This is a genomic window from Planktothrix tepida PCC 9214, assembly GCF_900009145.1.
In the GTDB taxonomy this organism is placed as follows: domain Bacteria; phylum Cyanobacteriota; class Cyanobacteriia; order Cyanobacteriales; family Microcoleaceae; genus Planktothrix; species Planktothrix tepida.
This window is the reverse complement of the sequence record NZ_LN889812.1, coordinates 482298-495478: the sequence shown is the minus strand read 5'-3', so window position 1 is coordinate 495478 and position 13181 is coordinate 482298. Positions and strand designations below refer to the sequence as shown.

At 38.7% G+C, this 13181-nt stretch carries 12 protein-coding genes; 6 read left to right on the top strand and 6 right to left on the bottom strand.

All coding sequences use genetic code 11. The features are described from left to right. The first annotated feature begins 317 nt into the window (after window positions 1-317). The 3 genes from PL9214_RS22070 (at window position 318) to PL9214_RS22060 (ending at window position 4722) form a co-directional block, all read left to right on the top strand. Window positions 318-2087 carry a helicase HerA domain-containing protein gene (locus tag PL9214_RS22070; RefSeq protein WP_072720950.1) on the top strand — a complete coding sequence of 590 codons (1770 nt, stop codon included), beginning with the start codon at window positions 318-320 and terminating at the stop codon, window positions 2085-2087. Window positions 2088-2147: 60 nt separating this feature from the next. Further along, window positions 2148-2894 (top strand): cupin domain-containing protein, encoded by a 747-nt coding sequence (locus tag PL9214_RS22065; protein ID WP_222425268.1) that lies wholly within the window; start codon window positions 2148-2150, stop codon window positions 2892-2894. A gap of 829 nt (window positions 2895-3723) precedes the next feature. Next, window positions 3724-4722, top strand: coding sequence for an RNA polymerase sigma factor, RpoD/SigA family (locus PL9214_RS22060; RefSeq protein WP_072720948.1), 999 nt, complete (start codon window positions 3724-3726; stop codon window positions 4720-4722). A 54-nt stretch (window positions 4723-4776) separates the two neighbouring features. Here PL9214_RS22060 and cobO read toward each other — a convergent pair whose 3' ends face one another. The 3 genes from cobO to PL9214_RS22045 form a co-directional block, all read right to left on the bottom strand. Then, a complete protein-coding gene (cobO, locus tag PL9214_RS22055) occupies window positions 4777-5403 on the bottom strand; it encodes a cob(I)yrinic acid a,c-diamide adenosyltransferase (protein ID WP_072720946.1) in 627 nt (208 codons plus the stop codon). Window positions 5404-5690: 287 nt separating this feature from the next. Then, window positions 5691-6308: a PEP-CTERM sorting domain-containing protein gene (locus PL9214_RS22050; RefSeq protein WP_072720944.1), complete on the bottom strand. Its 618-nt coding sequence runs from the start codon at window positions 6306-6308 to the stop codon at window positions 5691-5693. A gap of 248 nt (window positions 6309-6556) precedes the next feature. After that, on the bottom strand, window positions 6557-8011 hold the full coding sequence (locus tag PL9214_RS22045; protein ID WP_072720942.1) for a RecQ family ATP-dependent DNA helicase: 1455 nt from the start codon (window positions 8009-8011) through the stop codon (window positions 6557-6559). Window positions 8012-8363: 352 nt separating this feature from the next. Here PL9214_RS22045 and PL9214_RS22040 point away from each other — a divergent pair, with 352 nt between their 5' ends. Next, entirely contained in the window at window positions 8364-9227 is an 864-nt protein-coding gene (locus tag PL9214_RS22040; RefSeq protein WP_072720940.1) for an alpha/beta fold hydrolase, read from the top strand. Between the two features lie 25 nt (window positions 9228-9252). Beyond that, window positions 9253-9984, top strand: coding sequence for a glycerophosphodiester phosphodiesterase (locus tag PL9214_RS22035; protein WP_072720938.1), 732 nt, complete (start codon window positions 9253-9255; stop codon window positions 9982-9984). Window positions 9985-10060: 76 nt separating this feature from the next. Here PL9214_RS22035 and PL9214_RS22030 read toward each other — a convergent pair whose 3' ends face one another. From PL9214_RS22030 to hrcA, 3 genes are read right to left on the bottom strand one after another with little or no spacing between them, the layout of a single operon-like run. Then, entirely contained in the window at window positions 10061-10843 is a 783-nt protein-coding gene (locus PL9214_RS22030; protein ID WP_072720936.1) for a hypothetical protein, read from the bottom strand. Window positions 10844-10849: 6 nt separating this feature from the next. After that, entirely contained in the window at window positions 10850-11236 is a 387-nt protein-coding gene (locus PL9214_RS22025) for a DUF1622 domain-containing protein (RefSeq protein WP_072720935.1), read from the bottom strand. A gap of 18 nt (window positions 11237-11254) precedes the next feature. Further along, entirely contained in the window at window positions 11255-12352 is a 1098-nt protein-coding gene (hrcA, locus tag PL9214_RS22020; protein ID WP_072720933.1) for a heat-inducible transcriptional repressor HrcA, read from the bottom strand. Between the two features lie 249 nt (window positions 12353-12601). Here hrcA and PL9214_RS22015 point away from each other — a divergent pair, with 249 nt between their 5' ends. Continuing rightward, window positions 12602-13141, top strand: a complete 540-nt coding sequence (locus PL9214_RS22015; protein WP_072720932.1) for a GIY-YIG nuclease family protein — start codon at window positions 12602-12604, stop codon at window positions 13139-13141. Window positions 13142-13181: the final 40 nt, after the last annotated feature.

Below are 13181 nucleotides of genomic sequence, written 5' to 3'. Positions count from 1 at the left end.
GACTTTGGATTAGAGACGGTTGAAAGTTGAGTGGGGTTGGGAAATATTAATGATGGGTTTTGGTTCTTGTCGTGGGTGTGCTTGTTGTTGACACAGCCGACTTGAATTTGTTGGGGAATAATTGAGAGCAAATTTAAACTAAAATTCGTTGGATATCTTGACGGAAAACGGCAAACATTAGATATTGAGGACAGGGAAATTGTGAGTTGGGATTGATTTTAAGTCAAAAGGTTGAATCATGAACAATACAACAACCCCCGATAAACTCCCAATGTGTAACGAAAGTTCCCCGTTGCTAACCCCCCCAAAATTGAACTATGACCACTGAGAAACCCCTGGGTTCTGTAATTCAAGGTTCCCTAACAAAAGGTTTAGAAGTTCGCTTACATCCTGATGTGTCTGTCGAGGAAATGCGGGTTGGAAAATTTTTAGTGGTGCGGGGGAAGCGATCGCATTTTTTCTGTTTACTGACCGATGTATCCTTGGGAACCTCCAGCGCCCGAATTATCGCCAACCCTCCTCAGCCGGATGATGATTTTTTACAAGCAATTTTAGCCGGAAATAGCACCTACGGAACCATTGAATTGAGTCCGATGTTAATGTTGAGTCGGGAATTTTCCGAAGAAGAAGAACTCATTCGTGTCGCCACACAACAACAAAAGGTCGGGGGTAGATCTTCTCGTTCTCTGAATAATGGTAAAAATGGCATAGCGGCGATCGCGTCTTTTCAACCCCAAACCAATAGTACAGAAATTGAACTGTTACCTGTAAAAACCATTCCCGTTCATTTTTCCCAGGTTCATGAAGCCAGCGAACGGGATTTTAGAATTATTTTTGGGTGGGAAGATGACCCCACACGGCGCAATTTTGCCATCGGGAAACCGTTAGATATGGATGTCCCCATTTGTTTAGATTTAGATCGATTTGTAGAACGGAGTAATGGGGTATTTGGAAAATCAGGAACGGGAAAATCCTTTTTAACGCGGTTATTATTATCGGGAATTATCAAGAAAAAAGCGGCGGTTAATTTAATCTTTGATATGCACTCGGAATATGGTTGGGAAGCCGTATCAGAGGGGAAACAATTTAGTACCGTTAAAGGGTTAAGACAACTATTTCCAGGTCAAGTGGAAGTGTATACCCTTGATCCTGAATCTACCCGAAGACGAGGAATTAAAGATGCTCAAGAATTGTATTTGAGTTATAATCAAATTGAAGTCGAAGATATTATGTTAGTCCAACGGGAATTAAATCTTTCCGAAGCGACGATTGATAATGCTAATATTCTCCGCAGTGAATTTGGGAAAGATTGGATAACACAATTATTATCCATGACCAATGAAGAAATACAACTGTTTTGTGATGAACGTCGAGGACATAAAGGTTCGATTATGTCTCTGCAACGCAAATTAATGCGGATGGATAATTTAAAATATATGCGTCCAACTTGTCCGTCGAATTATGTGGATCGAATTTTGCAATCTTTGGATGCGGGAAAAAATGTGGTTGTTGAATTTGGTTCCCAATCGGATATGTTATCTTATATGTTAGTAACTAACATGATAACTCGCCGCATTCACCAAGCTTACGTTAGAAAAGCCGAGAATTTTTTAGCCTCCAAAAATCCCGTAGATCGTCCGACACAGTTAGTGATTACTATTGAAGAAGCTCACCGTTTTTTAGACCCTGCAATTGTGCGTTCAACGATTTTTGGAACCATTGCGCGAGAAATGCGAAAATATTTTGTTACCTTATTAATTGTCGATCAACGTCCCTCTGGAATTGATGCGGAAGTGATGTCTCAAGTGGGAACCCGAATTACGGCTTTACTTAATGATGATAAAGATATTGATGCTATTTTTACCGGGGTTTCTGGGGCACAAAGTTTGCGGTCTGTGTTATCTAAATTAGATTCTAAACAACAAGCTTTAGTCTTAGGCCATGCTGTCCCCATGCCTGTTGTGGTTAGAACTCGTCCCTATGATGAAACCTTCTATCAAGAAATTGGAGAAACCGACTGGACAGAAATGTCAGATGAAAAGGTATTAAAAGCAGCCGCTTTAGCAAAAGATGATTTGGGATTTTAACAATCGGCCTAAACTGTTGTACAATTCATTGTCATCCAGTACATGATTTGAGATTTGACAATGGTGTCTTCCCAACTTAAATGGCAACCTCAAAAAACTTACACTAACCTATTAAGCCGTGTAGCTGTATTACCAACTGTATTAACTTGGCATCAAACAGAGTTTACCGGAATCTGGTTTGGCTGTTTTGAGTCTGATGAGCAAGTTCAAGAGCATCCGGTAACAATGTTAACTCGTTTCGATCCGGGTGGTTTTTTCCCCCTACATGGACATCCTGGGGGAGAAGAAATTTTGGTACTTCAAGGAAACTTTGCTGACGAAACAGGCGTGCATCCGCCCGGAACGTATATGCTTAATCCTGAAGGGTTTAACCATCGTCCCTATAGCGAAAAAGGGTGTTTAACTTTTGTTAAACTACGGCAACATGGTGGAAAAACTCGTCAGCAAGTGAGAGTTAATATTTACGATTTACCCTGGGCATCCGATGTAATTCCTGAAATTGAAGTCAAACCTGTCTATGAACAAACGGATTTCCCTGAAAAAGTCTGGATTGAACGCTGGCAACCCGGCACAAAATTATCAAAAGTTGTCGAGTCTGAGGTCAAAGAAATCTTTTTGATCGAAGGAACTTGGAGTGATGAGTGGGGGAATTACCCGATGGGAAGTTGGCTGAGGTATCCACCAGGTTGTTCCTATAGTCCCTCCTCAGCAACAGGTTGTCTACTGTATGTTAAGACTTATCCTTTAGATATAAACCGCTTTATCGTTGGTAAAGATTTTAAACATCCCTCTGAAACCATGACATAGTGGAAACCGTTGAACACGATTATGTTGGTTGAAGAGTGCATTTTTACTGAATGGCGAGGCTCGGTTTTGGAGATTTGTGAACACCGACTTTGGATGCACTTTTCAACTATAAACTTATAAATAATTACTGCTTCCAGAACTATAGTCTATACGAATTAAGCGTTAATCAACTGCCCCCTCCTTGACTGATGACTGATGACTGATGACTGATGACTGATGACTGATGACTGATGACTGATGACTGATGACTGATGACTGATGACTGATAACCGATAACCCCAAGTTCGGTTATTACTCAATTACTACAGTTGTATTATTAAAAGAAATAGGGAATGATCAAAATATTCAAACAAAAGTAAAAGTTGCTATAATGGTAAATCCTCCCATAGAAGCCCTTGACTTTTACCCCTAGTTGTATGTCATAATCTTGAGAGATGTAAATCTATGTAAACAACCTTAAGCTTCCTAGAATCAGGAAGCGGGAGAGAAAAGAGGAAAATCAACACTGATTCTCTGTCTAAGCCGAGCCTCGGTTGGCAACCTAACAGCCTGATGGAGTTATTCAGCTTTAGGGAAAACTAGGAAAAAACGATCACTTATAAAGAAATATATAGCCCTAGACCCTAGAGAACCACCATTCAATCGCAGCGACAAGACGGATAGGACAGAATTCACATTTACTTTTTACAGAGCAAGACAAGATTTGGAACCAGCCCTACGACTGAAACCCACTTAACCTGTGTTGTCCAGTCCTGTAAAACCTCCTGTAGATAGAGGAGGAAAATTTGCTACCCCTGTAAATTCTGTTTTAGGAGTGTAATTCATACCCATGCCAACTGTCAACACCAAACACAAAGATCAAGCGGCTTCCAAAAACGCTCGACCTGCCACCACTGACACCGTTCGCACCTATTTGCACGAAATTGGTCGCGTCCCTTTGCTAACACGCGAACAAGAAATCACTTACGGCAAACAAGTGCAACACATGATGCAACAGTTGGAAGCGAAAGACGTTCTCGCAGACAAACTCGGTCGGGAACCGAGCCAGCACGAGTGGTCTGACGCGGTGGGAATGAGTGAAGCTGCACTTCAAACCACCCTGGAGCAAGGACGCCGAGCCAAGCAAAAAATGATTGAGGCGAACTTGCGTTTAGTGGTGTCGATTGCTAAAAAATACCAAAAACGCAATATGGAATTCTTGGATTTAATCCAAGAAGGAACCCTCGGTTTAGAACGAGGTGTGGAAAAATTTGATCCCATGCGCGGTTATAAGTTCTCGACTTATGCCTATTGGTGGATTCGCCAAGCCATTACCCGTGCGATCGCGCAAAATTCTCGCACCATTCGTCTGCCGATCCATATTACCGAAAAATTGAACAAAATTAAAAAAGTTCAACGGGACTTAGTGCAGACATTAGGCCGTAACCCGACGGCGGCGGAAATTGCAGAAGCGCTAGAGTTAGACCCCGCCCAAATTAGAGATTATTTGTTGGCGTCTCGTCATCCGGTGTCTTTAGATTTGCGAGTGGGAGATAATCAAGATACGGAATTGCAAGATCTCTTAGAAGATGAAAGCACCTCCGCCGATACGTTTGTGACTCAAGAGTTACTGCGTCAGGACTTAAAAGATTTACTGGCGGACTTAACCCCCCAACAACGGGAAGTGATTACCCTGCGGTATGGGTTAGAAGATGGTAAGGAGATGTCCCTGTCTAAAGTGGGTGTTCGCATGAACATCAGCCGGGAACGGGTTCGTCAACTGGAAAACCAAGCTTTAAACCATCTGCGTCGTCGGAAAGCTCAAGTTCGGGAATATTTAGCTAGTTAGGACATCCGACTTCTGTAGAGACGCGCCATGGCGCGTCTCTACGGGGATATTAATTCAAAATTCAATCCCTGGTTGAGCCTTGATCCCTTGTTCGCGGAAGGGATGCTTAACTAGGGACATTTCTGTTACGAGGTCTGCTTGGTCAATTAAGGTTTGGGGAGCGCCTCGACCCGTTAAAATAACATGAGTATCTTGGGGTTTCTCTGCAAGTCCAGCTAGAACGTCTTCAACAGGTAAATAACCCAATTTCATCGCTACATTAATTTCATCGAGTAAGATTAATTTAAACTCAGGATTTCTAATAAAAGAAAGGGCTAAATTCCACGCTTCCCCCACTTTTTCAATATCTCGATCTCGGTCTTGGGTTTCCCAAGTAAAGCCTTCTCCTAACGCATGAAATTCTAATTGTTCAGGCCATTTACTGAATACGGCTTTTTCGGCGGGTTCCCATGCACCTTTAATAAATTGAATAATTGCAACCCGATAGCCATGACCCAGGGAACGTAAAACAATTCCTAATGCGGCGGTGGTTTTGCCTTTTCCGTTTCCAGTATTAACAATAATTAATCCTTTAGTTTGATTGCGTTCTGCTACCCGTTGATCTTGAACTTCTTTGCGGCGTTGCATTTTCAAGCGGTGTTTTTCAGCAGTAAGGTCTGATTCGGGGGTGTTGATTTCCATTGTTTGAGTTTGGTTAATGGGTTTAAGGAATTCCTGTAAAAATCTTTTTTTAATAGGAATAATAAATTTAATTGTATCCTAGAATAAAATAAAAAACAAGTCTTGTTTATTATTTTATTCCGATGAACCTGTCGATTTTTAAAATAGATGGAGTTGTTTCAAAAGTGTTTAAAGAAAGCTAAGATACTATAAATTAATAAAACTCTCAAATCTAAATAAAAAGAATGAGAGTTGATTGCTTATCCTGGTTTTGAGAAAAATACTGATATTGATTTCTCTTTAGAACCTTAGTTCTTTTGAGTTTTCTTTAAAACTTTTAAGCTGAAAGCAGATAATCCTAATAATCCTAAAACTGTACTTGGCTCTGGAACAGAACCTTTGTGATTAAAACTTACATTCGTATCATAAGCGAAAATTTTAGGAATATTATTAGCATCTGTGCTAAATAATGTGAGGTTAAACAAATTACTTGCTGTTCGCTTAATGTCTAGTTTCATGGAAGAAATATTTAGAGCACCCAATGTATTATCTTGAGCCGGCTGCAACTCAGCCGAAAATAAATTCGTTCCACTCGGTAAAAAAGAAGTATCAGTATGGGAAGTAAATCCACCAGCACCCTTAACTTGGAAATAAGTCATACTTGTAGCCAATGGGCTAATGTCCACATTATTAAATAAGTTATCTTTATTATCTGCTGTATAACCTGCCACATCTATAACTAGCTTATAAGTGGGGGGTGGATAGAACAAGTTTGGGTTGAGAAAATAAAAATCAAATGTACTGACTAAATCCCAGGTATCAATAGGGCCAGCAATTGCTGAACTTGCTGTTGTCATTGCACCTCCGCTTAAAGCAGCACTTGTTAGACAAAACAAAGCTAGTTTACGAATAGTTTGAGTAGACATCTTCTGACTCCTTGCTTGACTATTAAAAAATTAAAAATTGTAGCTTAAAATTCTGAGTTAATTCTTCGTTTGCACCTTTAAGCCTATAATATTAACTCAGTTAAGTAGAAAACAAGAGTGTTTTGTAAAGATGATCAATTTAATTATGAAGATTTAGTAAAGCTAAGGCTAAAATTATTATAAATAGCAAGTCTAAATGAATTGTACAATCATAATAATGGTGTCCATCCTACACAAGGATTTTGGGGTTAAGATTTTTGAGGGGATTTACAGCGATCGCAATGACCGCATCTTTTGAAGGACTGATCTAAATTGAATCCAAACGCTTGTAATAAAAATTGCCACCGACATTGACGAGTTTTTAAGTATTGATTCATTTGTTGAATGGCTTTATGATTTAGATCCAAAGTCGATTTAGCAGGTTTAGATTGAATTTCATAGTGAAACGGATCACGCCAGATTAAGCGTCCTTGGGCGTGTAAAATGGAAAGGGCGATCTCACTATTGTTAAATTGTTCAGAAACCGTTTCTATATTTCCTCTTAAGGGAAGTTTCTTAATTAATTGATTGGCTGCTTGATATTGTTTTTGTAGATTTTCTTTTAAATAATTTTGCCGTTGTTTATCTTCAGGATAGAAAAAACCTGTAGGTTCGCTAATAATTGTTAATGCGATTGCAGGTTGACCATCTCTTCCAGCCCGCCCCACTTCTTGAATATATTCTGATAATAAAAACGGAGCTTGAAAATGGGCAACCCATCGAACATTACTTTTATTAATTCCCATGCCAAAGGCACTACTACAAACCACAAATTTAACGTTTTCCTCTAACCAATCTTTTTCGATTTTTCGGCGTTCATCGGAACCTAAACCTGCATGATAAGCAACGGTTGAATAATTTTGGGTTTGTAACCATTGGGCTAATTGTTCACAGTCTTTGCGAGTACGGGCATAAATTAAACCGGTCTGATTTTTTCGAGGTTGAATAAATTGAATTAACTGTTGTTGTCGTCCTCTGGGAGTACAAACTGTTTTAATGTTTAATTCTAAATTAGATCGATAGGGACTGAGGAGAAATTGTTGAGGATTTTTGAGGTTTAAAACCTGTTTAATAATAGCTTGAGCATCAGGATCGGCGGTAGCCGTAAAGGCTGCGATCGCTATTTTCGTTCCCGTAGGTTTTAGTTTTAATAAAGTCGCACGAATAGCCCCTAAACGTCGATAAGCAGGGCGAAATGTATCCCCCCATTGGACTAAACAATGGGCTTCATCTAAGATTAAACCATTGATTTGAACCTGGGGTTGAGAAATCACACTCCAAACAGGAGAACTTAATAGAGTTTCAGGAGAAAGATAGAGAAGTCTTAATTGATTTTGTTCAACTAAACGTAAGGTATTACGTCGTTGTTGGGGCATTAATTGGCTATGAATTAAGGCGGCGGGAAGTTTGAGCTCTTGAAGTTCTTGTACCTGATTTTCCATTAATGCCACCAGGGGCGAGATGACTAAGGTTAATCCGGTTTTTAATAAAGCTGGAAGTTGAAAACAGATGGATTTTCCGCCTCCCGTTGGCATAACAATTAAAGCATCTTTGTAGTCTAGTAAGCTTTTAATAATTTCCCCTTGGGGAGGTCGGAAATCATCATAACCCCAAATCTTTTTAAAGGCAGTTTTTACCTGTTGCCACTCTGTAGATGCTTGCATGATGTCTGACTGAGTTTGCCAAAATAAAGTTAAGAGAAGGTTGATATTATTATCTCATATTTTACCTAAAATTTCATCATTGTTAAACCTAGGGTCAGTGACAAACCCTAACTTAACGGCTGAAATCACAAGCTTTTTCTAATCACCCACCCTATACTATAGCAATCCTAAATAATTTATGAAAAAGTTCTGTAGGAGTTTGGTTTCCAAAGCCAGGCGCAAAGAGGGTTGAGTCTCCCAACCCCTCTACGATAAAATATTACAACCTCGGCGCGGATTGATAGGGAGAGATCTAATCCTTTATACTGAAAATATCCAGTTTGCTAATTTATTAGTTTTAAAGAGTAAAACTATGAGTTATATTAGAAAAACCTTATCCCTATCAAGGGCTAACCTCTCTTATTTAGAATGGAATCCTGGGGTTAGGGGTTCCTCGGATACCAACCTTTTATTATTACATGGGTTAGCAGATCAAGCGTTGGTTTGGAAAAAGTTAGGAGAGAAATTGAGCGATCACCATCATATTATAGCACCGGATATGCGAGGACATGGAGAAAGTAGTAAACCCGAACAGGGATATACCTTTACTGAAGTTATTGAAGATTTAGAAGCATTAATGGATCAGCTTAATTGGTCAAAAGCCCATATTTTAGGGCATTCTTGGACGGGAAAAATGGCAGCGATTTGGGCAAGACAAAATCCTGATCGGTTTAATAGTATGATTTTAGTTGATCCAATTTTTATTATGAAACTTCCCGGTTTGTTTAAATTAACTCTGCCGCTTTTGTATCGTCAGTTAGATTGTTTAAAATTAATCGGCCCGTTTGCTAGTTTTGAACAGGCGGAAAATCAAGCTAAACAGTTAGCTCAATTTGTGGGATGGAGTGATTTACAACAGGAATTATTTGAAGCGGGAATGGAACAAAAACCAGATGGAACTTGGGGAAGTAAATTTGGAATTCCCGCCCGAAATGAAATTTTTGAACAGGTGATGGAAGTTCCAGGGTTAACAGAAAACATTAATATTCCCACATTATTGATTCAACCGGAAAAGGGAGTTAATCGTATGGACTGGCAATTAAAACCTTATCAACAGTATTTAACCCAGTTAAAAATTGAGCGTGTGGCGGGCAATCATTGGTCATTTTTAGTTGAACCCGATTGTTTTAATCAAACCGTTGAAGCGTTTTTAAAAGATCAAATGATGGTAAAATAATGATTATAGAAATAGAGGTAAAATTATGGATTTAGAAATTATTGCTCATCGGGGGTTTTCAGTGATGGCACCTGAAAATACCCTGGTTGCGTTTAGTGCAGCTTTACAGCAGGGGGCAGATTCTCTGGAATTTGATGTACAAGTTTCTGCGGATGGAATTCCTGTCATTTTTCATGATGAATTGTTAAATCGAATTACGGGAACATCGGGTAAAGTTTCCGAGAAAACTGTTGCAGAACTCAAAGAATTAGATGCAGGTTCGTGGTTTGCTGAACGATTTGCTGGAGAAAGTATTCCCACATTAGAAGATGCGATCGCTACTTTTCAAAATGTTAAGGATTTTTTATATTTTGATATTAAACCAAATCATCAATGGTTAGAGGAAGAAGTTCAAAAGTTAGGAGAATTTTTAGTTCAAAATAATCTCCTTAATAAATCAATTATGACTTCTTTTAATGAAAATTTTTTAGATCAAATTCGTCACTATCATCCTGAAATACCCCTCGGATATTTTTTAATTGGTTTTAATCAGTTTGAAGAACAGCTTCAAAAAGCAATTAACAAAGGAAATTCGATTTTAAGCATCCATTATCCGATTGTATTACAACATCCAGAAATCGTAACCCAAAGTCAAAATCAAGGAGTCGATATTGTGGTTTGGACGGTGGATGATCTCAATGATTTTAACACCTTAGTTAATTTAGGCGTTAAGCGGATTATTACCAATTCATTAATAGGAAGTTATTTGAAATCCTGAAATGTTTGCTACGCATTTGTCTGGTGTAGAGACGCGCCTGAGCCCAGCCATGCCGTAGGCTTTTGGCGCGTCTCTACTAAATCCCTGTAACAACTTCCCAGAAATGGGTTTTAAAGATAGTTAAATCAATAGTAATTTGCATCTCTTTTCCCCAGGTAAATAGATTAAACTCAATCATATTCTTATTGTAATCAATATTTAATTCATCCAGTAAGGCAACCCAATGACTTGGATAGGAAAAAACAGAAGGTTTGTTCAGGAGTAAACCCAAATCATTAATTAATGCAAAGGCAACACCCCCGGATTTTACAATTTGATTTGCCTTTTGAATGGCTTCTAAATCTCCGAATAAATAAGCATAATTATAATGAATGGTTTGATAGCCTAAAATTTCTTGAGTCCATCCTCCAATTTCCCAAGGTTTGGTAATTCCCGCTAAATTTCTGAAGAGTTGAGGTGCATTCGGGTCAACGGAAAAAATCAGATTTTCCGATTCTCTTAAGGTTGATAACACCATCCAATCCACTTGAGGGATCTTAACATTAACTGGACTCTGTTGTAAATAGATAGGTGAAGGAATCCAACGATTTGTTTGGGTATGAAAGCCACCAATTTGAAACAGATTTCGACAGAGTTGAATATAAGCAGTAGGTTGTTTTCGAGCGAGTTCAAAAATAATAGCAGCAGGGCCACAAAAAGGTTGAGAACCTTGATTAATGTTAAAGGGATTTAGCAGACGTGAGCGCATTTCGGCAATAATTTGCTGTTTATTAAGTCCCGTCCAAACCCCAGGAACTTTTGAACGTTCAAACTCGGCAATTGCTGTTTCTGCGATTGTTAAAGGGTCAGAATTCACCATGAGATTTTATAATTCTTGAATAGAAGATTTCTCCTCTAGCTTTTTCTGAAAGTTAGTTTCACTTTCCAGTTCTTTATTCAAAAAATAATTTAAAAATGTCCGAATCACAGCAATTGCCGCTAACTGTCCTAATACCTGAAAAGAGGGTGTAATCGTGGTAGAAACAATATCCGCACCCAATTGAAATTCCAAGGCTAAGGCTAACCACGTTCCAAAGTGGAGACGTAATTCTATAAAGGGAAAAACCAGCCTTCGCTGGAAAGCCTTTAGGGCAATTTTTAAGGTGGTAATTAATCCTAAAAATACGCAAAAAGCCGAAATTGCTTCTAAGCCAAATCTCAGGAGATGGACAAAGGAAAATAAACTATTTTCTAAGGGTTCTAAACCGACCATAAATATAGAAATTAAACATTAACTCAGTGCTTCCGACAAATAATCAGCAGCGGCTTCAACAACGGCGATGGCATTTTCATACATCATCCGAGTCGGGCCTAAAATTCCCACACTGCCCACCGGAATATTATCCCGTCGATATTGAGCCGAAACCAGAGTACAGCCTTGAATGGGTTCTAAGGGATTTTCTGACCCAATCCGAACTGTAACCCGTTCAGTTTGGGAGGGGGGAAAAATTAACGGCCACAATTGTTCCTGTTCTTCTTCTAATAAGTGCATTAAAGTTTTCACCTGTTGCAATTGCGAAAATTCGGGTAAATGTAAAACTTCCGCAATTCCACTAATTAGAATTCGAGTATATTCTGGGGTTTGGCTACGATAACTTAAATCCGTTAATAATTTTCGTAAAAAATCTGAATACCGTTGAAATTCTCGATCTAATTCTGTACAATCTAAAGTCGAGAGTTCAGAAATTGATTTTCCTCTCAGTTGAGCATTTAAAAAATTGGAAATTAATTGTAATTCTTGTTCTAAAACTTCTTCATTTTCGGGTAGCGGATTAACTCCCATTGTGTTAGAATTAGCAGGGTAATTCGGAGAAGATAATTCAATTAAACTCGATTGGGTTTGATAGGAATCCGTCACCACGACTAACATAATTTTTCCGGGTTCTATCGAAACCAGGTGTAAATGTCGCAACCGGGTTGTAATTCGTTGGGGTAATGTTACTAATGTAATATACCCACTCAAAGTCGATAAAATTTGCGATGCACCCCGTAAAACCGCCTCCAAACTACAGTTTTTTAAACTCAGTTGTTCGCGTAATAATTGCAGAGCTTCATCTGCAACAGTTTCTGAAGGCGTAATTAATTTATCAACATAAATTCGATAACCTGAATCTGAGGGAACTCGTCCGGCGGAGGTATGGGGTTGATACAGGAGTCCGGCGCGTTCCAAGACCCCCATACTATTGCGGATGGTTGCGGGACTGACTTTGAGGTTGTATTCCTCCACCAACGCTTTAGAACCAACAGGTTCAGCCGTCGCAATATAGTGACGAATCGTTGCCCACAGGATATGATGATGTCGCTCTGTTAAATGCACTTGTGTAAACATTGAGTTTTTTTATACAGATTTGACTGAGGGAATAGGGTATTGAACCAGGCAACTCTGAGATTTCCAGAAGTTTACGACTCGCCAGTTATTCAGCAGAGTTTTAAGATCCAAGATAACAGATATTTGAGTTGAATGGGAAAATTTGTCTCCTCATGTATTTAATCGCCGTTAAAAAGAATTCAATAAAACGGTATAATTAAATAGGTACTGATCCATTTAAAATTAGGGAAAAAGCGTTTTTTTGTATCAATGACTAATCCAACTGAAATTCCTCCTCTCAATAGTTTAGACTATATATCCTATTTGGATGAAAACGGCAGAATCCCTGACTTGCTTCAGGGTCAAATTGGTGTTTATGCCATTTTTAATCAAGATAAAATTTTACAATATGTCGGATATTCCAGAGATATTTATCTGAGTTTAAAGCAACATTTTGTTCGGCAATATCAAGGTTGTTATTGGCTGAAGTTACAAACAATTACTCGTCCAAATCGAACAATTTTAGAAGAAATTAAAGCAGCTTGGATTGCTGAAAATGGTTCAATTCCTCTGGGAAATGCAGAAGATGAAATTCTTTGGAATCATCCCATTCAAGTCAAACCTTTAATGACAGCCGAAGAAAAAATAGCTTATGAAAACAACGATGAAATCGGTCAAGAAAAACTGTTAAAACAAGTTGCTCGTCGTGTGGAAGAGCAAATTTTAACTCAACTCCAAGAACGGGGATTACAAGAAGAAATTCGCTTTAATCCCAAACTCAAAAGTAATGGATTATTAGATTTAAAATAATAGAAATGGTGTGTTAGCGTCAAGCTGACGCACCCAATAA